We start from the raw sequence: 26,285 nt of genomic DNA on the forward strand, positions 1-26,285 counted from the left end.
CGGCGGCGCGGCAGTCGTCGCTGTCGTGCTCGCCCCGTTCCATCGCGTCAGCAGCGCCGTCAGGCGGGCCGTGACCCGCTCGCGGGTGGCTTCGTCGGGCAGCGCGTCGGCGGCGGCCTCGATGCGGTCGAGCTCGGCCGTCAGTTCGTCGGGCTCCCCCGCGGCGGGGCTCGGCGGCGCCAGCACGACCAGCAGGTGCCGCGCCAGCACGCCCGGGGTCGGATGGTCGAACACCGCGCTGGCCGGCAGGCTCGCGCCAGTGGCCCCGGCGAGCCGGTTGCGCAACTCGACCGCCGTCAGCGAGTCGAACCCGAGCTCGTTGAACGAGAGGTCGGGGTGGACCGTGTCGCCGCCCGTGTGGCCGAGCACCGCGGCCGCGTGGGTCATGACGAGCTCGGTCAGGAGCGCGACCCGGCGCTGGGGCAGCGTCGCCGAGAGCCGCTCCTGGAATCCGTCTCCGCCCGCCGTGACTGCCCGCCGGGCCGGTCCCTGCACCAGGTCACGCAGCAGTTCGGGCACGGTGATGTCACCGGTGAGGTTCAGGGGTGCCGCGATCAGGGTGGCCCGGTCGCGAGCAGTTGCCGCGTCGAACAGGGCCATGCCCTCTTCGGGTTGCAGGGCGCGCATTCCTGCCCCACGGCTGCGGGCGCGGTCGGCTGTGCTCAGGCCGGCGGTCATGGTGCTGTCGGTATCCCACATGCCCCAGGCGATCGACTGCCCGGCCAAGCCGGCGTCGTGGCGGTACTGGGCCAGTGCGTCGAGGTAGGCGTTGGCCGCGGCGTAGTTGCCTTGCCCGGGCGAACCAAATGTGCCCGCGATGCTGGAGTAGAGGGTGAACATGGCCAGGTCCATGCCGGTGGTCAGCTCGTGCAGATGCCAGGCTGCGTCAACCTTGGGGGCCAGCACTCTGTCGAGGCGGTCCTGGTCGAGGGAGGTGATGGTGGCGTCCTCGATTACGCCGGCGACGTGCACCACGGCGGTCAACGGCGTATCGGCCAGCACCCGTGCCAGCGCGTCACGATCAGACACGTCGCAGGCGGCGAACCGCACCCGCGCTCCGCGGCCCACCAGTTCCGCTTCCAACGCCGTCGCGCTGGGCGCCGCCGCACCCTGCCGGGACAGCAGTAGCAGACGGCCCGCCCCATGACGTTCCACCAGATCAATCGCGACCAGACGACCCAACGCGCCCGTGGCCCCGGTGACCACCACCGTCGCGTCCGGGTCCAATCGGCGCGGCATCTTTAGGACCACCTTGCCGATGTGTTCCGCACGGCTGATGAACCCGAACGCCTCCCGCGCCCGGCGAACGTCGAACACCCGTACCGGCAACGGAGTCAGCGCCTGCTGGGTGAACAACCCCACCAGCTCGACCAGCAACTCCTTGATCCGTGCCGGCGTCACCTCAGCCAGATCGAACGGCCGGTAGACGATCCCTTCACCGACCGACTCACGCAGGTCGGTCTTGCCCATCTCCAGGAACCGGCCGCCCTCGGTCAGCAGCCCCGCCGATGCGTCGATGAAATCCCCGGCCAACGCGTTGAGGACCACATCCATGCCGGCCGGGAACTTCTCGGCAAACTGCAAGTCCCGTGACGACGCGATGTGGTCGTCGTCCAGACCCAGCGACCGCAGCACATCCCACTTGGCCGGACTGGCCGTCGCGAACACCTCCGCCCCGAGATGCCGGGCGATCTGGATCGCTGCCATACCCACACCACCGGCACCCGCGTGGATCAAGACTCGCTGACCGGCATTCAGCCCGCCGAGATCGCGTAGCCCGTACAGCGCGGTCAGGAACACCAGCGGAGTGGCCGCTGCCTGTTCCATCGACCACAGGTGCGGGATTACCACCATCCGGGCGGCGTCGGTCACCACCACCGGACCGAACCCGTCGGTCACCAAACCCATCACGCGGTCGCCGATGGCCAGACCGATCACCCCAGGCCCGACCTCGACAATGACCCCGGCGGCCTCGCTACCGACCGCTGCCACGCCTGGGTACAAGCCGAGCGCGATCAGCACGTCACGGAAGTTCACCCCGGCCGCGTGCACCTGGATTCGGACCTGACCTGCGGCCAGCGGCGCCGACACCACCTCGGGGTCGGGGCGCAGCCACAATGAATCCAGCGAGCCGTTGTCGCCAGGTTCCACATGCCAACCCAGCGCCTCCGGAATCACCAACGCGCCGTCAGAGCCTTCACGGACCAGCCGCCGGGCCAGCACCTCACCATTACGGACGGCCAGTTCTGGCTCATCACGAGCCACTACCACCGCCCGCTCGGCGCCGGGCTCGACCTCGACCAGCACCACACGACCCGGGTGCTCGGACTGCGCCGAACGCACCAGACCACGTACCGCCGCACCCACCAGATCGACCTCGGCCGCGCCGCGAGTCAGCACCACCAGCCGACCCTCGCGCTGCTCATCAGCCAGCCACGCCTGCACGATGCCCAGCACCCGCGCAACCTCGGCGTGCACCAGCTCCGGCAGCAACCCGGCGGTCACTGCCACCACACCCGACGCCCCAGCCGCGACGTGCGCGAGGTCATCCTCACTCGCCACGTCCACCAGCCTGCCGGGCTCACTGAGCTCGTCGGCGGGTACCGGAACCCACGACGTCGCGAACAACGCCTGCTGCTCGATCTGCCCCCGACCCACCGCATCAACCGCCGCTGCCCGCACCACCAGCGAACCCGCGGTCAGCACCAGCGCACCCTGCTGGTCGAACGCCTCCACCCGTACGGTGTCCTGGCCGTTCTTGATGAGCCGAACCCGCAGGACTGTTGCCCCGGTCGCCCGCAGCGTCACGTCAGCCCACTCGAACGGCAACGACGCACCCTGGGCCGACACCACGTCACCAAGCGCGATCGCGTGCAGACCCGCGTCCAGCAACGCCGGATGCAACCCGAACCGATCGACTTCGTCACGAGCATCCTGCGGGAGCTCCACCTCGGCGAAAATCTCATCCTCGGCCTGCCACACCGTACGGAGGCCCTGGAACGCCGGCCCGTAGTGCAGCCCCGCCGCGTCCAACTGCGGATAAAGACCTTCCACCGGCACCGCGACAGCATCGACAGGCGGCCACACCGCAAGTCCCTCGGACACCGTGCTTGCCGCCACGACCGGGGCCAGACGTCCTGACGCGTGACGCACCCACGCCCCGGCCGGACCCGCGTCCTCGGTGCGCGAGTGCACCACCAGCTCACGGCCCCCGGCCTCGTCGGCAGCGCCGACCGATAGCCGCACCGCCACCCCACGCGGCGGCACCACCAGAGGCGCCTCCAACGTCAAGCGCTCGACCCGGCCGCACCCCACTCGGTCACCGGCCTGGATCGCCATCTCCAGCACCGCCGTACCCGGGACCACGATCGATTCGCCGACCACGTGATCGGCGAGCCACGGGTGCGTCGCCGCCGACAGCCGGCCGGTCAACACCACCCCGGCGTCGGGCAGCTCCACCAACGCCGACACCAACGGATGTCCGGTATCACTCAAACCGGCAGCGCCCAGGTCCGCACTCGCCGCCCGCGTCGTGACCCAGAACCGCTCGTGCTGGAACGCGTACGTGGGCAGATCGACCTGCCTGCCTCGGGGCAGCACGCTGGTCCAGTCGACGGTCACGCCTGCGGTGTGGAGTCCGGCGACGGCAGTCAGCAGCGTGGTCGGCTCGTCACGCTCACGACGCCCGGCCGTGTGAACCGTGGCGTCGTTTATCGCGGCGCTGACCATCGGGGCCAGCACCGCGTCCGGGCCCAGCTCCAGCACCACCGGGTTCGCCTGGCCACCAGCCGCGGTCGCCATCGCGTCGGCGAAACGCACCGTCGCCCGCACCTGACCGACCCAATAGTCGGGGGTGGCGATATCGCCGGTCGCAGCAGGCACGATCGGAATCGAAGGTGCGTGGTACGTCATCTGCTCGGCAACCCGGCGGAACTCGTCGAGCATCGGATCCATCAACGGCGAGTGGAAGGCATGCGACACCCGCAACCGCCGAGTCCGGAACCGCTTGCCCAGCTCGACCTCAAGGGCGTCAACGGCTTCGATGTCGCCGGAGACCACAACGGCCTGCGGGGCGTTGACCGCCGCGACCGACACCCCGTCGCGCTCGCCGATCGCCTCGAGGACCGTGGCCTCGTCCGCGCCGACGGCGAGCATCGCCCCACCCGTCGGCAGTGCCTGCATCAACGACGCCCGCGCTGCCACCAGCCTTGCCGCGTCAGGCAGATCCAGGACACCGGCCACATGTGCTGCGGCCAGCTCGCCGATCGAATGACCGACTAGGACGTTCGGGCGGATGCCCCACGACTCGATCAGCCGGAACAGCGCCACCTCGTACGCGAACAAGGCCGGCTGCGCCCACCCCGTCGCGTCGGGGTCGGCCACCACCTCAGGCAGCGGCCGATCCCACTGCTCACACACCGCATCAAAGGCCGCCGCAAAAGCTGGGAACGCCGCGTACAACCCGCGACCCATCCCCGCCCACTGCGAACCCTGACCCGAGAACACCACTACCGGCAGCGACCCCGGCCGCGCGCGTCCAGCGCCTACTACGAGCGGGCTCACCGTCTCGCCATGCGCGAGTGCCTCCAGCCCCGCGACGGCCTCGTCGGTGTCATGCGCGAGTACCACCGCCCGGCGCGTCAACATGCTGCGTGTGGCGACCAACGACCACGCCACATCGCGCAGCGCCGGCTGCCCGGCCACCCGGTCCCGTAACACCGACGCCTGGGCCCGCAACGCCGCATCGTCCTGACCCGACAACACCAAAGCCACCACACCCGCGTCGCCGTCGGCGGTGTCGGGACTCTGCGTCTCGATGGGTGCGGGTGCTTGCTCGAGAACCACGTGGGCGTTGGTGCCGGAGATCCCGAACGACGAGACACCGGCCCGGCGCGGGTGTCCGTTGCTCGGCCAGGGAACCGCGTCGGACAGGAGCTCAATGGCACCCGCCGACCAGTCCACGTGGGTCGACGGGGTGTCCACGTGCAAGGTGCGCGGCAGCATCTCGTGCTGCATCGCCATGACCATCTTGATCACCCCGGCGACGCCGGCCGCCGACTGGGTGTGGCCGATGTTCGACTTCACCGAGCCTAGATACAACGGCTCGCCACGGTCCTGCCCGTAGGTTGCCAGCAGTGCGCCGGCCTCGATCGGGTCGCCGAGACTGGTTCCGGTGCCGTGCGCCTCGACCGCATCAACGTCGGCGGCCTCGAGCCGGGCGTCGGCCAGCGCCGCCCGGATCACCCGCTGCTGCGACGGACCATTCGGCGCCGTCAACCCGTTCGACGCGCCGTCCTGATTCACCGCGCTACCGCGTACGACCGCCAGTACCTGGTGCCCCGCCGCCACGGCTTGCGAGAGGCGCTCGACGACGAGTACGCCGATGCCCTCCGACCAGCCTGTGCCGTCCGCGGTGTCAGCGAACGCCTTGCAGCGGCCGTCCGCAGCCAGGCCGTCCTGACGGGCGAACTCGGTGAACGTACCCGGCGTCGGCATCACCGTGACACCGCCGACCAGCGCCATCGAGCACTCACCCCGGCGCAGCGACTGGCCCGCTACGTGCAGGGCCACCAGCGACGATGAACAGGCTGTGTCGACGGTGAGGGCCGGACCTTCCAACCCGAGCACGTACGACACCCGGCCCGAGACGACGCTGCCGGCGCCACCGGTCAGCAGGTAACCCTCGACCCCGGCACCGCCGTCGCCGGCATAACCGGACGGGGCCGCGCCCATGAACACGCCGACCGGTGAGCCTCGCAACGAGTCCGGGGCGATACCGGCGCGTTCGAGGGCCTCCCACGAGCACTCCAGGACCAGCCGCTGTTGCGGGTCCATCGCCAGCGCCTCACGCGGTGAGATCCCGAACAGCCCGGCGTCGAAGCCGGCCGCATCCACGAAACCGCCCACTGCTGCGAACCCGTCAAGGTCGGGCCAGCCACGATCTGACGGGAACGGGCCCAGCGCGTCGACACCTTCGGCCACCAGGCGCCACAAGTCCTCCGGCGAAGACACCCCGCCGGGGAACCGACACGCCATGCCCACAATCGCTAGCGGCTCATCCACACCTGCGCCCACTGGCAGGGCCGGGATGGCCGGTGCGTCGACATCGACGTCCAGGCCGGGGATCTCGCTGATCAGGAAGGCTGCGAGCGCTTCCGGGGTGGGGTGGTCGAATACGACCGTCGCGCCCAGCCGCACACCACTCACAGCCGCGAGGCGGTTGCGCATCTCGACCGCGGTGAGGGAATCCACGCCCATGTCACGGAACGCCCGGGCAGGCTCCACGGCGCCCGCGTCGGCATACCCGAGGACTGCGGCTACGTGCGTACGGACTAGGTCGAGCAACGCCCGGCGCCGCTCGGTGGGTCCGAGCGCCATGAGCGAGCCTAAGAAGCCGCCGGCATCACCGCCGCCCGCCGTGACTGTGCGCCGGGCCGGGCCCTGCACCAGCCCACGCAGCAGGACGGGCACAGCATCGCCGCTGGTGAGGTTCAGGGGCGCGGCGATCAGGGTGGCCCGGTCACGGGCGACAGCCGCGTCGAACAGGGCCATACCCTCGTCAGGCTGCAAGGCGCGCATCCCGGCCCCTTGGCTCCGAGCCCGGTCAGCGGTGCTCAAGCCAGCGGTCATGGCGCTGTCGGTGTCCCACATGCCCCAGGCGATCGACTGCCCGGCCAAGCCGGCGTCGTGACGGTATTGAGCCAGTGCGTCGAGGTAGGCGTTGGCGGCTGCGTAGTTGCCTTGTCCTGGTGAGCCGAACGTGCCCGCAACACTGGAGTACAGGGTGAACATGGCCAGGTCGGCGTCGGCGGTCAGCTCGTGAAGATGCCAGGCTGCGTCGACCTTGGGGGCCAGCACTCGATCAAGGCGGTCGCGGTCCAGCGTGGTGATGGTGGCGTCATCGATTACGCCGGCGACGTGCACCACGCCGGTCAACGGGGTCTCCACCCGGGCCAGCACCCGCGTCAACGCGTCCCGATCGGACACGTCACACGCGGCGAACCGTACCCGCGCCCCGCGGCCGACCAGTTCCGCTTCCAACTCCTGCGCGCCCGGCGCTGCCGCCCCTTGCCGGGACAGCAGCAGCAGACGGCCTGCCCCGTGACGTTCAACCAGATCAACGGCGACCAGACGACCCAACGCGCCCGTGGCTCCGGTGACGACCACCGTCGCGTCGGGATCCAGCCGACGCGGCATTTGCAGGACCACCTTGCCGATGTGTTCGGCACGGCTGATGAACCCGAACGCCTCCCGCGCCCGGCGCACGTCGAACACCCGTACCGGCAACGGCGTCAGCGATTGCTGGGCGAACAGCCCGACCAATTCGGCCAGCAGCTCAGCGATTCGCGTTGGCGTGACCTCAGCCAGGTCGAACGGCCGGTAGACGATCCCTTCACCGACCGACTCGCGCAGGTCGGTCTTGCCCATCTCCAGGAAACGGCCACCCTTAGCCAGCAGCCCCGCCGAGGCGTCGATGAACTCACCGGCCAAGGCGTTGAGGACCACGTCCATCCCGGCCGGGAACTTCTCGGCGAACTGCAGGTCCCGGGACGAGGCGATGTGGTCGTCGTCCAGACCCAGCGACCGCAGCACATCCCACTTGGCCGGGCTCGCCGTGGCGAACACTTCCGCGCCGAGATGCTGGGCGATTTGGATGGCTGACATTCCTACGCCACCGGCGCCGGCGTGAATCAGGACCCGCTGACCTGCACTCAGCCCGCCTAGATCGCGCAGTCCGTACAGCGCGGTCAGGAACACCAGCGGGGTGGCCGCTGCCTGTTCCATCGACCACTCTTGCGGAATCGCCACCACCTGGGCGGCGTCGGTCACGACGACTGGGCCGAAGCCGTCGGTTACCAAACCCATTACGCGGTCGCCGATGGCCAGACCGGTCACCCCCGGGCCGACCTCGACAACGACCCCGGCGGCCTCGCTTCCGACCGCGGCCGCACCCGGGTACAAGCCAAGCGCGATCAGCACATCGCGGAAGTTCACCCCGGCCGCGTGCACCTGGACGCGGACCTGACCTGCGGCCAGCGGGGCTGACACCACCTCGGCATCGGGGCGCAGCCACAACGATTCCAACGAGCCGTCATGGCCAGGCTCCACATGCCAGCCCGGCTCTGTGGGAATCACCAGCCCGCCGCCGGACCCGTCACGGACCAGCCGCCGGGCCAGCACCTCACCATCGCGGACCGTCAGCTCTGGCTCATCGCCGGCCATCGCCAACGCCGCCCGCACCCGCTCGCCCAAACCAGCACTCAGACCGACGCCCGGGTCGGCACTCGGACCATCACCCCGGAAAGGCGAGGGGTGGTCCGGGGCGTTGATCGGTTGTGACCGCCCAGCATCCGGGCCGGCGTTCAAACCAGTGGCCTGACCAGCGCTCAGCCGAGCAGCCTCACCGGGGCTCAACTCTACGTTCAGCAGCAACACTCGACCCGGGTGCTCCGACTGCGCCGAACGCACCAAACCGCGCACCGCCGCACCCACCAGATCAACCGCACCGGCCTCGGTCATGCCTCGGGTCAGCACCACCAGCCGGCCCTCGCGCTGCTCATCGGCCAGCCACGCCTGCACGATGCCCAGCACCCGCGCTACCTCGGCGTGCACCAACTCCGGCTGCAACCCGCCGGTCACCGCCACCACACCCGACGCCCCGGCTGCGACGTGGGCGAGGTCATCCACATTCGCCACACCCAACAGTTCGCCGATCTCACTGAGCTCGCCGACAGGTGCCGGAACCCACGACACGGCAAACAGGCTGTCCTGCGCCTCCGGAGCCTGAGCAGCCTGCATCGCGTCGGCGTCCATGGCCCGCACGACGAGCGAACCCGCGGTCAGCACCAGGGCACCCTGCTGGTCGAACGCCTCCACCCGCACCGTGTCGGCACCCGCGAGCGTGAGCCGGACCCGTAGCCGGTCAGCCCCCGTCGCTTGCAAAGACACATCAGCCCACTCGAACGGCAACGACGCGCCCTGGGCCGACACCACGTCACCGAACGCCATCGCGTGCAACCCCGCGTCCAGCAGCGCCGGATGCAACCCGAACCGATCGACCTCGTCACGAACATCGACGGGCAGCTCGACCTCGGCGAACACCTCACCCTCACCACGCCACACCGCACGAAGACCCCGGAACGCCGCGCCGTACTCCAGCCCCGCCGCGCTCAACCGCGGGTAAAGGCCCTCCACCGGCACCGCAACGGCACCGACAGGCGGCCACACTGCGAGACCCTCAGACGCTCGACCGGCCGCGCCCGCGGCGACCAGGCGACCTGAAGCGTGCCGCACCCACATGTCCTCGCTGCGCGAGTGCAGAACCAGCTCACGGCCACCGGCATCGTCGGCCGCGCCGACCAGCAGCCGCACCGCTACCCCACCGCGCTGCGGCACGACCAACGGCGCCTCCAGCGTCAGGCGCTCGACCCGGCCGCATCCCACCCGGTCACCGGCCTGGATCGCCATCTCCAGCACCGCCGTACCCGGCAGCACGATCAACCCGCCGACCACGTGATCGCCCAGCCACGGTTGAGCCGCCACCGACAACCGGCCGGTCAGCACCACCCCGGCGTCCGGCAACTCCACCACCGCACCCAGCAACGGATGCTCACCGGCGACCAGCCCCAGCTCCCGCGGATCTCCCGCCCCGACCGCCGACGCCAGCCAGTAGCGCTCGTGCTCGAACGCGTACGTGGGCAGATCGACCTGCCTGCCTTGGGGCAGCACACTGGTCCAGTCGACGGTCACCCCAGCGGTGTGCAGTCCGGCCACAGCGGTCAGCAGTGTCGTGGGCTCGTCGCGTTCACGGCGGGCCGCCGCGTGCACGCTCGCCTGCTCCACGGTCTGCGACACCATCGGCGCCAGCACCACATCCGGACCCAGCTCCAGCACCACCGGGCTGGTCTGGCCACCGACCGCGGTCGTCATCGCGTCAGCGAAACGCACCGTCGCCCGCATCTGGCCAACCCAATACTCGGGAGTGGCGATATCGCCGGTCGCAGTAGACACGATCGGAATCTGCGGCGCGTAGTAGGTCAGCTGCTCGGCAACCCGGCGGAACTCGTCCAGCATCGGATCCATGTGCGGCGAATGGAACGCGTGCGACACCCGCAACCGCCGAGTCCGGAACCGCTGCCCCAGCTCAGCCTCCAACACGTCGACAGTCTCAACGTCACCGGAGACCACGACGGCGTCCGGGGCATTGACCGCCGCGACCGACACCCCGTTAAGCCCGCCAAGAGCCTCAAGCACCGTCGCCTCGGCCGCGCCGACCGCGAGCATCGCCCCACCCGCCGGCAACGCCTGCATCAACGACGCCCGCGCCGCCACCAACCGCGCCGCGTCCGCCAGATCCAGCACCCCGGCCACATGCGCCGCGGCCAGCTCGCCGATCGAATGACCCACCAGCACGTCCGGGCGGACGCCCCACGACTCGATCAGCCGGAACAGCGCCACCTCGTACGCGAACAACGCCGGCTGCGCCCAACCCGTCGCGTCGGAGTCGGCCACCACATCGGGCAGCGGCCGATCCCACTGCTCACACACCGCATCAAAGGCCGCCGCAAAGGCCGGGAACGCCGCATACAAACCACGACCCATCCCCGCCCACTGCGACCCCTGACCTGAGAACACCGCGACCAGCCGGGCGTCGGCCGCTGCGCCAGTCACCACGTTCTGCGCCGGCGTCCCCGAGGCCAACGCTTGCAACCCTGCGATCAACATTTCGGGGTCCGCGCCAACTACCGCCGCTCGATGCTCCAACGACGCCCGACCCGTCGCCAACGACCAAGCCACATCCGCGTACGGCAAATCAGCTTCACGCACGGCCGCGGCGAGCCGGCCCGCCTGCACCGCCAACGCCTGCGGCGACTTAGCCGACAACAGCCACGTCAGCACCCCAGCGGGCTGCTCAGCCGGCACCGGCGTGGGCTCCGGCGCCTGCTCGAGGACGACGTGGGCGTTGGTCCCGGAGATTCCGAACGACGACACCGCCGCCCGGCGCGGCCTGCTTGTCTGCGGCCAGGCGCGGTTCTCGGTCAGCAGCTCCACCGCACCCGCCGACCAATCCACATGCGTACTGGGGGTGTCGACGTGCAAGGTGCGCGGCAACGTCTGCTGCTGCATCGCCATGACCATCTTGATCACCCCGGCGACACCGGCCGCCGACTGCGTGTGCCCGATGTTCGACTTCACCGAACCCAAATACAACGGCCGGTCGGCGGGACGCCGACCGTAGGTGGCGAGCAGCGCCTCAGCCTCGATCGGGTCGCCGAGCGCGGTCCCGGTGCCGTGGGCTTCGACCGCATCAACGTCGACAGCCTCGAGCCGAGCGTCAGCCAGCGCCGCCCGGATCACCCGCTGCTGTGACGGGCCGTTCGGGGCGGTCAAACCGTTGGACGCGCCGTCCTGATTCACCGCGGAACCGCGTACGACGGCCAATACCCGATGCCCCTCGGCCACCGCTTGCGAAAGGCGCTCGACGACCAGTACGCCGATGCCCTCCGACCAGCCCGTGCCATCCGCGGTATCAGCGAACGCCTTGCACCGGCCATCCGCAGCCAGGCCGTCCTGCCGGGCGAACTCGGTGAACGTACCCGGCGTCGGCATCACCGTGACACCGCCGACCAACGCCATCGAGCACTCACCGGCCCGTAGCGACTGGCCCGCCACATGCAATGCCACCAACGACGAAGAGCAGGCGGTATCGACCGTCAACGCGGGGCCTTCCAAGCCCAGCACGTACGAGACCCGACCGGACACGACGCTGCCCGCGCCACCGGTCAGCAGGTAACCCTCAACACCGGCACCACCGTCACCGGCATAACCCGACGACGCTCCGCCCATGAACACACCCACCGGTGAACCCCGCAACGAGTCCGGGGCCACCCCGGCGTGTTCGAGGGCTTCCCAGGAACACTCGAGGACCAGCCGCTGCTGCGGATCCATTGCCAGCGCCTCACGCGGCGAGATCCCGAACAGGCCCGCATCGAAGCCGGCCGCGTCCACGAAACCGCCCACCGGCGCGAAACCCTCGACGTCGGTAGGCCAGCCACGATCAGTGGGGAACGGGCCCAAAGCGTCGACGCCCTCGGCCACCAACCGCCACAAGTCCTCCGGAGAGGAGACCCCGCCGGGGAAGCGGCAGGCCATCCCGACGATCGCCAGCGGCTCATCCGCGGCCGCCGCCACGACCGGGACGGCGGGAACGACCGATGCCTCGTCGTCGGTACCGATCAGCCGGGTCAGCAACTCGGTGCTCAGATATTCGACGCTGGGATAGTCGAACACGAGCGTGACCGAGAAACGTTGGCCGCTCAGCGCGGTCAACCGGTTGCGCAGCTCCACCGCGGTCAGCGAGTCGAAGCCCATGTCGCGGAACGCCTGCCGGGTGTCGATGCGTTCCGGCCGGTCATGGCCCAGAACAGCGGCAACCTGCTCGGCCAGCAGCCGCATCACGTACTCACGACGCTGACCCGCAGGCATCGCGAGCAGCACCCCGGCCAAACCACCACCCTCACCGCCGGCCGCAGCGACCGATCGGCGGGCCGGGCCCTGCACCAGCCCGCGCAGCAAGGCAGGCACGGCAGCACCCCCGCCGGCGAGGTTCAGGGGCGCGGCGACCAACGTGGCACGGTCACGGGCGACAGCCGCGTCGAACAGGGCCATACCCTCGTCAGGCTGCAAGGCGCGCATCCCGACACCCCGGCCACGAGCCCGATCAGCCGTACTGAGGCCGGCGGTCATGGCGCTGTCGGTATCCCACAAACCCCACGCGATCGACTGCCCGGCCATGCCCGCGTCATGGCGGAACTGCGCCAACGCATCCAGGTAGGCGTTGGCGGCCGCGTAGTTACCTTGCCCGGGCGAACCGAACGTGCCCGCAACACTGGAGTACAGGGTGAACATGGCCAGGTCGGCGTCGGCGGTCAGCTCGTGTAGGTGCCAGGCTGCGTCGACCTTGGGGGCCAGGACTCGGTCGAGACGGTCCGGGTCCAACGAGGTGATGGTGGCGTCCTCGATTACCCCGGCGACGTGCACCACGCCGGTCAACGGCGTATCGGCCAGCACCCTTGCCAGCGCGTCACGATCGGACACGTCACAGGCGGCGAACCGCACTCGGGCTCCACGGCCGACCAGTTCGGCTTCCAACTCCTGCGCGCCGGGCGTCGCTGCGCCTTGCCGGGACAGCAGCAGCAGACGGCCTGCCCCGTGCCGTTCCACCAGATCGACGGCGACCAGCCGACCCAGGGCACCTGTGGCCCCGGTGACGACCACCGTCGCGTCCGGGTCCAGCCGACGTGGCATCCGCAGGACGACCTTGCCGATGTGTTCGGCACGGCTGATGAACCCGAACGCCTCCCGAGCCCGGCGGACGTCGAAGACCCGTACGGGCAAAGGGGTTAACACTTGCTGGGCGAACAGCCCGACCAGCTCGGCCAGCAACTCCGCAACCCGCGGCGGCTCGACCTCCCCGAGGTCGAACGGCCGGTAGACGATTCCGTCGCCGACCGCCTCGCGCAGGTCGGTTTTACCCATCTCCAGGAACCGGCCGCCCTTAGTCAGCAGTCCCGCTGAGGCGTCGATGAATTCCCCGGCAAGGGCGTTGAGGACCACGTCCATGCTGGCCGGGAACTTCTCGGCGAACTGCAAATCGCGCGACGAGGCGATGTGGTCGTCGTCCAGACCCAGCGAACGTAGGACCTCCCACTTGGCCGGGCTGGCCGTGGCGAACACTTCCGCGCCGAGATGCCGAGCGATCTGGATGGCAGCCATCCCTACGCCACCGGCACCGGCGTGGACCAGGACCCGCTGGCCCGCACTCAGCCCACCCAAGTCCCGTAGCCCATAAAGCGCGGTCAGGAACACCAGCGGCGTTGATGCCGCCTGTTCCATCGACCAGCCCTGCGGAATCGCCACCGCCCGGCGGGCGTCGGTCACCACCACCGGACCGAAACCGTCGGCCACCAAACCCATGACCCGGTCGCCGACCACTACATCGGTCACCTCCGACCCGACCTCACGGACGATTCCGGCGGCTTCGCTACCCACCGCCGCTGCCCCTGGGTACAAGCCGAGCGAGATCAGCACGTCGCGGAAGTTAACGCCGGCGGCGTGCACCTGGACGCGAACTTGACCAGCGGTCAGCGGGGCTGATGCCACCTCCGGGTCCGGGCGCAGCCACAACGACTCCAGCGAGCCGTCCCCACCCGGCTCCACATGCCAGCCTGACTCTGCGGGAGCGACCAACCCGCCATCGGATCCGTCACGGACCAGCCGCCGGGCCAGCACCTCACCATTACGGACGGCCAGTTCTGGCTCATCACCAGCCACCACCACCCGCTCGGCGCCGGGTTCGACCTCGACCAGCACCACACGGCCCGGGTGCTCGGACTGCGCCGAACGCACCAGACCGCGTACCGCCGCGCCCACCAGATCGGCCTTGGTCGCGCCCTGGGTCAGCACTGCCAATCGGCCCTCGCGCTGTTCATCGGCCAGCCACGCCTGCACGATGCTCAGCACCCGTGCCGCCTCGGCGTGCACGAACTCCGGCTGCAACCCGGCGGTCACCGTGACCACACCCGACGCGCCAGTTGCGACGTGCGCGAGGTCATCCTCACTCGCCACGTCCACCAGCCCGGCGGGCTCACTGAGCTCGCCGGCGGGTACCGGGACCCATGACACGGCGAACAGGCTGTCCTGCGTCCCAGCAGCCTGAGCGGCCTGCATCGCGCCGGCGTCCATGGCCCGCACGACCAACGAACCGGCGGTCAATACCGGGACGCCTTGGTGGTCGAACGCCTCCACCCGTACGGTGTCCTCGCCAACCTTGGTAAGCCGGACCCGCAGCCTGTCCGCTCCCGTCGCGCGCAGCGTTACGTCGGTCCACTCGAACGGCAACGACGCGCCCTGGGCCGACACCACGTCACCGAACGCCATCGCGTGCAGACCCGCGTCCAGCAACGCCGGATGCAACCCGAACCGACCGACCTCGTCACGAACATCGGCGGACAGCTCGACGTCGGCGAACACCTCACCCTCGGTACGCCACACCGCACGAAGACCCTGGAATGCCGCGCCGTACTCCAGCCCCGCCGCGTCCAACCGCGGATAGAGGCCCTCCACCGGCACCGCCACCGCGCCCACCGGCGGCCACGCCGCGAGATCCTCGGACACCGTGTCCACCGTCCCGGCTGGGACCAGGCGACCCGATGCGTGCCGCACCCACGCGTCCGCACTGCGCGAGTGCAGGATCAGCTCACGGCCACCGGCATCGTCGGCCGCGCCGACCAGCAGCCGCACCGCTACTCCGCCGCGCTGCGGCACCACCAGCGGCGACTCAAGGGTCAGACGGTCGACCCGGCCGCACCCCACACGGTCACCGGCCTGGATCGCCATCTCCAGCACCGCCGTACCCGGCACCACGATCAACCCGCCGACCACGTGGTCGGCCAGCCACGGTTGCGTCACCACTGACAGGCGGCCGGTCAGCACCACCCCGGCGTCCGGCAACTCCACCACGGCGCCCAGCAGCGGGTGGTCACCGGCGATCTGTCCGACCTCGCGCGGATCACCCGCTCCGCCCACCGAGGCCAGCCAGAAACGCTCATGCTGGAACGCGTACGTGGGCAGATCGACCTGACGGCCGCGGGGCAGCACGCTGGCCCAGTGAACAGTCACGCCTGCGGTGTGCAACCCAGCCACAGCAGTCAGCAGCGTGGCCGGCTCATCGCACTCACGACGCCCCGCCGAGTGCACCGAGGCCTCATCCACCGTGGCGCTGACCATCGGCGCCAGCACCGCGTCCGGACCCAGCTCCAGCACCATCGGATTCGCCTGGTCACCTACCGCAGAGGTCACCGCGTCAGCGAAACGCACGGTCGCCCGGACCTGGCTGACCCAATACTCGGCGGTGGTGATGTCGCCGGTCGCGGTCGGCACGATCGGAATCTGCGGCGCGTGGTAGGTCAGCTGCTCGGCCACGGCCCGGAACTCGTTCAGCATCGGATCCATGTGCGGCGAATGGAAGGCGTGCGACACCCGCAACCGCCGAATACGGAACCGCTGCCCCAGCTCCGCCTCAAGCGCATCGACCTCACCCGAAACCACGACAGCGTCCGGAGCATTGACCGCCGCAACCGACACCCCGTCGCGCCCGCCGATAGCCTCAAGCACCGTCGCCTCGTCCGCGCCGACCGCGAGCATCGCCCCACCCGCCGGCAACGCCTGCATCAACGAGGCCCGCGCCGCCACCAAACGAGCCGCATCTGCCAGGTCCAGGACACCGGCGACGTGCGCTGCGGCTAGCTCGCCGATCGAGTGACCGACCAGAACGTCCGGGCGGATGCCCCACGACTCGATCAGCCGGAACAGAGCTACTTCGTACGCGAACAAGGCCGGCTGCGCCCAACCCGTCGCGTCGGGGTCGACTACCTCAAACAGCGGCCGATCCCACTGCTCACACACCGCATCAAAGGCTGCCGCAAAGGCCGGGAACGCCGCATACAACCCGCGACCCATCCCCGCCCACTGCGAACCCTGCCCTGAGAACACCGCAACCAGCCGGGCATCGACCGCTGCGCCGGTCACCACGTCGTCCGCCGGCACCCCCGAGACCAACGCCTGCAACCCTGCGATCAACGCCTCGGGCCCCGCGCCGACCACAGCCGCCCGGTGCTCCAAAGACGCCCGACTCGTCGCCAACGACCACGCCACATCCGCGTACGGCAAATCGGCCTCATGCACCGCGGCGGCCAGTCGGCCCGCCTGCACCGCCAACGCCTGCGGCGACTTGGCCGACACCAACCACGCCAGCACTCCAGCGGGCTGCTCAGCCGGGGCCGGCGTGGGCTCCGGCGCCTGCTCGAGGACGACGTGGGCGTTGGTCCCGGAGATTCCGAACGACGACACCGCCGCACGGCGCGGCCTGCTTGTCTGCGGCCAGGCGCGGTTCTCGGTCAGCAGCTCGACGGCGCCGGCCGACCAGTCCACGTGGGTCGACGGGGTGTCCACGTGCAAGGTGCGCGGCAACGTCTGCTGCTGCATCGCCATGACCATCTTGATCACCCCGGCGACACCGGCCGCCGACTGCGTGTGCCCGATGTTCGACTTCACCGAACCCAGATACAACGGCTCATCACGGTCCTGCCCGTACGTCGCCAGCAAAGCGCCCGCCTCAATCGGGTCGCCAAGGCTGGTTCCGGTGCCGTGCGCCTCGACCGCATCAACGTCGGCGGCCTCGAGCCGGGCATCGGCCAGCGCCGCCCGGATCACCCGCTGCTGCGACGGACCGTTCGGAGCCGTCAACCCATTCGACGCGCCGTCCTGATTCACCGCCGAGCCGCGTACGACGGCCAATACCCGATGCCCCTCGGCCACCGCCTGCGAAAGCCGCTCGACGACCAGTACGCCGATGCCCTCCGACCAGCCCGTGCCGTCCGCGGTATCAGCGAACGCCTTGCACCGGCCATCCGCAGCCAGACCGTCCTGCCGGGCGAACTCGGTGAACGTACCCGGCGTAGGCATCACCGTGACACCACCGACCAACGCCATCGAACACTCACCCCGGCGCAGCGACTGCCCGGCGACATGCAACGCCACCAACGACGATGAACAGGCTGTGTCGACCGTCAGTGCCGGGCCTTCCAAACCCAGCACGTACGACACCCGGCCCGACACCACACTGCCCGCACCACCGGTCAGCAAATAGCCTTCAACGCCCGCGCCACCACCGTCACCGGCATAACCGGACGGCGCCGCACCCATGAACACACCGACCGGTGAACCGCGAAGCGAATCCGGAGCCACCCCGGCGCGTTCGAGGGCCTCCCACGAGCACTCCAGCACCAGCCGCTGCTGCGGATCCATCGCCAGCGCCTCACGCGGCGAGATCCCGAACAACCCCGCGTCGAAGCCGGCCGCGTCCACAAACCCGCCCACCGGCGCGAACTCGCCGACGTCGGAAGGCCAGCCACGATCGGACGGGAACGGCCCCAACGCGTCGACACCCTCGGCCACCAGCCGCCACAGATCCTCCGGCGAAGACACCCCACCCGGGAAGCGGCACGCCATCCCGACGATCGCCAACGGCTCGTCCACGGCCGTCGCCACCGCCGCCACCACCGGCGTGGCCGGGGCGTCGACATCCAGGCCAGGAATCTCGCCGATCAGAAACGCCGCGAGCGCTTCAGGGGTGGGGTGATCGAACACGACCGTCGCGGGCAGCCGCACACCGCTCACGGCCGCGAGGCGGTTGCGCATCTCGACCGCGGTAAGCGAATCCACGCCCATGTCCCGGAACGCCCGAGCAGGTTCCACAGCGCCCGCGTCGGCATACCCGAGGACCGCGGCGACGTGCGTACGGACCAGGTCTTGCAGGGCCCGGCGCCGCTCAGCAGGTCCAAGCGCGACGAGCGAGCCCGCGAAGCCGCCGACGTCACCGCCCGGTGCGGCCTTCTCCACCGCGGCGCGGCGCCGGACCGGTGTCCTTGCGAGCCCGAGCCACCACGGGGGCAGCGTGCCGGCGGACGCCATCGCCCGAAGCGCGGACAGGTCCACGCCCATGGCGGCGAGGACGGCCGGTTCGGCGTTCGCGGCCGCGGCCGCGAGCCCCTGGTCGAGCAGGCTCAGGCCCTGCTCGGAGGTCAACCCGACCACGCCGCCGCGGGCCATGCGTTCGAGGTCGATCGCGTCGAGCTTGCCGGTCAGCCCGCTGCGCTGGGCCCACAGCCCCCAGCACAGTGAGACCACCGGGTGACCCGCCTGCCGCCAGCGACGCGCGAGGGCGTCGACCGCGACGTTCGCCGCGGCGTAGTTGGCCTGGCCGGCGGCGCCCAGCAGGCCGGCGCTGGAGGAGAACAGGATCACCGCGTCGAGGTCCAGGCCGGCCGTGAGGTCGCGCAGCGCGGCGACGGCGTCGACCTTCGGGCGCAGCACCCGGTCGAGCCGCTCCGGGCTGAGCGCGTCGAAGACCCCGTCGTCGGTGTCGCCGGCGGCATGGACGACGGTGCCCAGCGGGTGTTCGCCGGGGATCGTCGCGAGCAGGCTCGCCAGCGACGCGCGGTCGGCGATGTCGCAGGCGGCGATCCGGACTGTCGCGCCGTGCTCGCGCAGGTCGGCGGCCAGGGCTTCGACGCCCGGCGCGTCGGCACCACGGCGGCCGGCCAGCACCAGGTGCCGCGCGCCGTGCTTGGTCACGAGGTGCCGCGCGACGAGCCCGCCGAGCGTTCCCGTCGCTCCGGTGACCAGCACCGTACGGCCGGGGTCCACCGGCTGGGGCACAGTGAGCACCACCTTGCCCACGTGGCGGGCCTCGCGCAGGTGGCGCAGCGCGTCGTGGATGTCCCCGAGCTTCCAGCTCCGCCGCGGGGGCAGGGTGAGCGCGCCGGTCGCGAAGAGCTCGAGCAGTTCGTGCAGCATCGCGCCGATCCGCTCGTGGCCCGCGTCGAACAGGTCGAACGAGCGGTACGCGACGCCCGGGTACGCGACGGCCACGGCGCCGGGCTCGCGGAGATCCGCCTTGCCCATCTCCAGGAAGCGGCCGCCGCGGGGCATCAGCCGCAGCGAGGCGTCGACATACTCGGTGGTCAGGGAGTCGAGCACCACGTCGACGCCCGCGCCGCCGGTGACGGTGCGGAAGGCCGTCTCGAAGGTGAGGTCGCGCGACGAGGCGATGTGGTCGTCGGCCACGCCGAGCGCGCGCAGCGTGTCCCACTTCGCGGGGCTCGCGGTGGCGAACACTTCGGCGCCGAGGTGGTGGGCGATCTGGATCGCCGCGATGCCTACGCCTCCGGCGCCGGCGTGGATCAACACCCGCTCGCCCGCGCGGAGGTCGGCCAGGTCGCGCAGGGCGAAGTATGCGGTGAGGTACACGGCGGGCACCGAGGCCGCGTCGGCGAAGCTCCAGGATTCGGGTACGGGGGCGACGAGGCTCCGCAGCACCGTCGTGACGGTCCCGAACGCCCGGTCGATCATTCCGAACACCCGGTCGCCCACCGCGACGTCGTCGACGGCGGACCCGACTTCGGTGACGACGCCCGCGCCCTCGACGCCCATGACACCGTCCGCGGGATACATCCCCAAGGCGATGAGGACGTCGCGGAAGTTGATTCCGGCCGCGTGCACCGCGACGCGCAGCCCGTACGGGTCCAGCGGCTCGTGAGCCTCGGGCGCGGGGATCGCCGTGACGGCGTCGATCGAGCCGCGTTCGGGGCAGTCGTAACGCCACGGGCCCGGTACGCCCGTCGCCGCCCGCGCGAGCCGCGGCGTGAGCATCGCCCCGCCGCGGATCGCGAGCTGCGGTTCCCCGGCGGCAGCGGCCGTGGCCAGCGCGCGGCGTTCGCTTTCGGGGTCCGGGGCGCCGGGTTCGAGGTCCACCAGGACGATCCGGTCCGGGTTCTCCGACTGGGCCGACCGTACGAGACCCCAGACGGCGGCCGTGGCCGGGTCGGGTGCCTCATCGGATCGGGCCGCGACGGCGCCGCGCGTCACCACGAGCAGCGAGGCCTCGGCAGGCAGGTCGGCCCGCAGCAGCTCCTGCAGCGTGGTGAGGGTGGTCCCGAGACGCTCCCGGGTCGCTGCAGGCACTTCGTCGGCGACCGCCACCACGACGACCTCGGGGGCGGGGTGGCTCGGCGCGTCGGCGAGCAGGGTCGCGACGTCGGGGTACGCGTTGGCCCCGGGCAGGTCGAGGTGGCCGAGCACCGCCCAGCCGGTGGGCTCGTGAGCGGTGGCGTGGCCGGCGGGGAGCGCCACCCATTCCTCGCGCAGCAGCATCGGTCCGCCGGACTCGGTGCGGGCGAGCGACCCGGCCGCTGCTTCCCGGAACGTCAGGCTCTCGATCGCGGCGATCGGGGCGCCGTCAGGGTCGGCGAGTTCGAGCGACACCGTCTCCGGGCCGGTGTGGACGAGGCGGGCCCGGACGAAGATGGCTCCGGTGGCCCACAGGGTGACGCCCGTCCACGCGAACGGCAGCCGCGCCGCGCCGTCGTCGGGGGCGTCCGGTGACAGCGTGCTGGCGTGCAGCACCGCGTCGAGCAGCGCCGGGTGCAGACCGCTGCGGGCGGCATCGGCCCGGGCGTGCTCGGGGAGGGCGATTTCGGCGAACACCTCGGTGGGCCGGCCGGGGCGGGTCCAGGCGCGGCGCAGCCCTTGGAAGGCCGGTCCGTACCGGAACCCCGCGGCGGCGAAGGTGTCGTAGAGGCTTGACACGTCGACCGGCTCGGCCCCGGCGGGTGGCCAGGTGACGAGGTCGGACGCGGCGGGGCCGGCCGGCTCGGGGGTCAGCGTGCCCGCCGCGTGCCGGGTCCACGGCGCGTCGCCCGCGCCCTGCTCACGGGCGTGCACGACGACCTCGCGGCGCCCGGCGGCGGGTGCCTCGACGGTGACCTGCACCTGCACCGCGCCGGTGCCGGGGATCAGCAGGGGCACCTCGACGACCAGTTCGGCGACGTGACCGGCCCCGACGAGGTCGCCCGCGTGGCGCGCCATTTCGAGCAGCGCCGTCCCGGGCAGGATCGTGGTGCCCGCGACGGCGTGGTCGGCCAGCCACGGGTGAGTGCGCAGCGACAGCAGCCCGGTGCACACGACGCCCGGCTCGTCGCCCTCGGCCGCGGGGCGGGGCATGGCGGCGGCGAGCAGCGGGTGGTCGCTGGCCTCCAGGCCCGCGGTGGTGACGTCGGTGGCGACGGCACCTTCGGCCCAGTAGCGGCGGCGCTGGAAGGCGTAGGTCGGCAGGTCGGCCTGGCGGCCGCCGGTCAGCACGGGTGTGAGGTCGACCGCCACGCCGTGCACGTGGGCCTCGGTCAGCGCGGTGCGGAAGCGCCGGGTCCCGCCGTCGTCGCGGCGCAGCGTCCCCAGCGCGGTGACCGGCGTGCCGGTGGCGTCGGCGGTCTCGGTCACCCCGACGGTCAGCACCGGGTGCGGGCTGACCTCGACGAACACGCGCGTTCCGCCGGCGAGGACCGCGGCGGTGGCCGTCTCGAACGCCACCGTCTCGCGCAGGTTGTCGTACCAGTACTGGCCGTCCATTCTGGACGTGTCGAGCAATTCGCCGGTGACCGTGGAGTACAGCGGGATCTCACCACGGCGCGGCCGGATCGGCGCCAGCACCGCCAGCACCTCTTCGCGCAGCGCCTCAATGTGCGAGGTGTGCGAGGCGTAACCGATCGGCACCCGCCTGGCCCGTACGCCGTCGGCCGCGCAGCTCGCCAGCAACGTGTCGAGCAGGTCGAGGTCGCCGGCAACGACCGTCGCTCCGGGCCCGTTGTACGCCGCCACCGACAACGCACCCACACCAGCCAGCTCAAGCCGTACGCGGGTCTGCTCGACGCTCAACGGCAGCGACACCATGCCACCACGCCCGGCAATCGCCACGGTCGCCCGGCTGCGCAGAGCGACAACACGCGCCCCGTCAGCCAGATCGAGCGCACCAGCAACCACCGCGGCGGCGATCTCACCCTGCGAGTGACCGATCACCGCGGCCGGCGTCACCCCGTGGGACTGCCACAACGCAGCCAGCGAGACCATGACCGCCCACGCGGCGGGCTGCACCACATCATCACGTTCGAGCGCCGCCGCATCGCTCAGGACATCAAACAACGACCACTCGACGTGCTCAGCCAGCGCAGCCGCACACTCCCGCATCCGCTCCGCGAACACCGGCTCAGTAGCGAGCAGCTCGGCACCCATCCCCACCCACTGCGCACCCTGGCCGGGGAACACGAAGGCGGCCCGGTGGGTGTCACGGGCGGTCGCGTACAGCACCGCGGGAGGGACGGCGCCCTCGGCGTACGCGGTCAAGGTTGCGGTCAGCTCGGCCGGGTCGGTGGCGAGCAGGCCGAGCCGGTGCTCGAGGTGCGCCCGGTGGCGGGCCAGCGTGGTGGCGACGTCGAGCAGGGGCCGCTCGGGATGCTCCGACAGGTACGCGGACAGGCGAGCCGCCTGCTCGGCCAGCGCGGCCTCGCTCCGGGCCGAGAGCAGGACCGGCAGGGGGCCGGCCGGTGCCACGGAACGCTGCGAAGCCTGCTCGGGTTCCGGCTCCGGGGCCTGCTCGATGATGAGGTGGACGTTGGTTCCGCTCACCCCGAACGACGACACCGCGGCGCGGCGCGGCCGGCCGCGGTCGGGCCACGTCGTGGGCTCGGTGAGCAGCTCGACCGCGCCCGCGTTCCAGTCGACATGGGTGGACGGGGTGCCGACGTGCAGGGTGCGGGGCAGCCAGGCGCTCCGGAGCGCGAGGACGGTCTTGATGACCCCGGCGACGCCCGCCGCGGCCTGGGTGTGGCCGATGTTGGACTTGACCGTCCCGAGCAGCAGCGGCTGCCCCTCCGGCCGGTCCTGCCCGTACGTGGCCAGCAGCGCCTGCGCCTCGACCGGGTCGCCGAGGGTCGTGCCGGTGCCGTGGGCCTCGACCATGTCGACGTCGGCCACCGCGAGATCGGCGTCGGCTAGGGCTTGGCGGATCACCCGCTGCTGCGCAGGCCCGTTGGGGGCGGTGATCCCGTTGGACGCGCCGTCCTGGTTCATCGCCGAGCTCCGCAGCACCGCGAGGACCGGATGGCCGGCGCGGCGGGCGTCGCTGAGGCGTTCGAGGACGACCATCCCGACGCCCTCGGCCGGGCCGAAGCCGTCGGCGTCGTCGGAGAACGCCTTGCAGCGCCCGTCGGCCGACAGGCCTCGCTGACGGCTGAACTCGATGAACGTCGCCGGGGTGGACATCACCGTCGCCCCGCCCGCCAGCGCGAGCGAGCACTCGCCGGCCCGCAGCGCCGACCAGGCCAGGTGCAACGCCGTCGCCGACGACGAGCAGGCGGTGTCGACGGTGAGCGCGGGACCCTGCAGCCCCAGCACGTACGAGATCCGTCCCGACATCACGGCGGCCGCGTTGCCGGTGACCAGGTAGCCCTCGGTGGCGGCGTCGATGCCCCAGGTCAGCGAGCCGTAGTCCTGGCTGTTGGAGCCGACGAACACGCCGGTCCGGCTGCCGTGCAGCGAGGTCGGGTCGATCCCGGCCCGCTCCAGCGCCTCCCACGCCGTCTCGAGCAGCAGCCGCTGCTGGGGGTCGGTCGCCGTGGCCTCGCGGGGGCTGATGCCGAAGAAGTCGGCGTCGAAGTGGGCCGCCGCGTCGAGGAAGCCGCCGCCACGCACATAGCTCGTCCCGGCCTGCGAGGGGTCGGCGTCGTAGAGCGCCTCGAGGTCCCAGCCCCGGTCGCCGGGGAACGGGGTGATCGCGTCGCCGTCGCCGGTCACCAGGCGCCACAGGTCCTCGGGGCTGGCGATGCCGCCGGGGAAGCGGCAGCTCATGGCGACCACCGCGATCGGGTCGTCGGTCCCGGCGGTGCTAGGTGCGCGGGTCGGCACGACCGGCGCGGCGGCGAGCCCGAGCAGTTCTCCGCGCAGGTGCTCGGCGAGCACGGCCGGGGTCGGGAAGTCGAACACCAGCGTGGCGGGCAGCGTGAGCGCCGTCCGGGCGTGCAGCCGGTTGCGCAGCTCCACGGCGGTCAGCGAGTCGAAGCCGATGTCGCGGAACGCGCGCTCCCGGGCCACCGCCTCGATCCCGGTGTGCCCGAGGACGGCGGCCGCGGTGGCGCGTACGAGCTCCTCGAGCAGATGGGTCTGCTCGTCGGCCGAGCGGCCGGCCAGGTCGCGGGCCAGCTCCGAGTCGGCGGCCGCCGAGGGTGCCGCAGCGGCTTCTGCCGTCTTCACGGCCCGGCGGGCCTCGGGCAGCTCGGCCAGCAGCGGGCTGGGCCGTGCCGAGACGAAGCCGAGCACGAAGCGTTCCCAGTCGACGTCGGCGACCGCGACGGTGGTCTCGTCGTGTTCGACGGCCGCGACCAGCGCGCCGATGGCCAGCTCGGGGTCCATCGGCAGGACGCCACGACGGCGCAGCTGCTCCTCGGCGCCACCGGCCACCATTCCCCCGCCGCCCCAGGCGCCCCAGGCCACGGCGGTGGCGCGGGCGCCTCGGGCCCGCCGGCGCAGGGCCAGCGCGTCGAGGTGCGCGTTGGCCGCGGCGTAGGCGCTCTGCCCGCCTCCACCCCAGACGCCGGCGTTCGAGGTGAACAGCACGAACGCGTCGAGGGCGTCGCCGGCGAGGGCGTCGAGGTGCTCGGCGCCGTGGACCTTGGCGGCCCGCACGCGCTCGAGCTCGGCCGGGTCGACGTCCTCGATGCGCTGGTCCTGCCCCACGCCCGCGGTGTGCACCACCGCGCTCAGCGGCATGTCCTCGCCGATCCCGGCGAGCAGGGCGGCCACGGCGTCGCGGTCGGTGACGTCGCAGGCGGAGATCGTGACCCGGGCGCCGAGCGCGGTCAGGCGCTTGCGCAGGGCGTCGGCGCCCTCGGCGTCGGGGCCGCGCCGGCTGGTCAGCAGGAGGTGTTCGGCGCCGTGGTGGGCGAGCCACTCCGCGACGTGGCCGCCCAGTGCGCCGGTGCCGCCGGTGACGAGCACCGTGCCGCGCGGCGTCCAGGTGCGGCCGGGCGCGGCGTCGCCCAGCGGGGCGTGGACGAGCCGGCGGGCGCGCAGGCCGCGGTCACGGATCGCGATCTGGTCCTCGGTGCCGCCGAGCGCGCCCAGCAGGGCGGCGCCGGGCCGGCCGCCGAGGCCGGTGCCGGCGGGCAGGTCGACCAGGCCGCCCCAGCCGTCGGGGTGTTCGAGGGCGGCGACCCGCCCGAGACCCCACACCTGCGCCTGGGCCGGGTCGACGGCGTCGCCGGGCCCGGTCGCCACGGCGCCGCGGGTGAGCATCCACACCGGCGCGGGCCGGCCGAGCTCGGCGAGGGCACGAACGAGCTCGAGCGTGCTCGCCGCGGGGTCGGGCGAGCCGAGCGCCAGCAGCGAGAGGATTCCGTCGAACCGCTGAGTGGCCAGGGGCTCGCGGAGGGCCTCGACGAGCGCATCGCGGCCGGTGACGCCCGGGCCGACCTCGACGGTGACGGCGCCGGGCAGCTCGGGCCGCTCCGGGGCGTCCGGGGTGGTGACCACCAGCCACGTGCCGGTGGGCGAGCCGGCGGCGCGGCCAGTGACCGGGCGCCAGGCCACGGTGTAGCGCCACGCGTCGACGGTGCGCCGGAGGCGTCGGCCGCTGCGCCAGGCGGCGAGCGCGGGCAGCACGTCGGCCAGCGAGCTCTCGTTCACGTGCAGGGTGCGGGCGAGGTCGGGCAGGGCGGCCCGGTCGACCGCCGCCCAGAACCCGGCCTCGGCCTCGTCAGTGCGCGTGACGCTGGCGGGTGTGGGCCCGGGCAGGTCGAGCCAGAACCGCTCGCGCTGGAACGCGTAGGTGGGCA

1 pseudogene (cut by a window edge) is annotated in these 26,285 nt (G+C 71.8%); it reads right to left on the reverse strand.

Features of this window, described 5'->3' with window-relative positions:
• Positions 1-9: 9 nt before the first annotated feature.
• Positions 10-26,285: pseudogene (locus JKJ07_RS38160) on the reverse strand (type I polyketide synthase) (its annotated part continues 7,888 nt past the right edge of the window); the annotation flags it as partial.

The organism is Paractinoplanes lichenicola (assembly GCF_016785085.1).
Classification (GTDB): Bacteria; Actinomycetota; Actinomycetes; order Mycobacteriales; family Micromonosporaceae; genus Actinoplanes; species Actinoplanes lichenicola.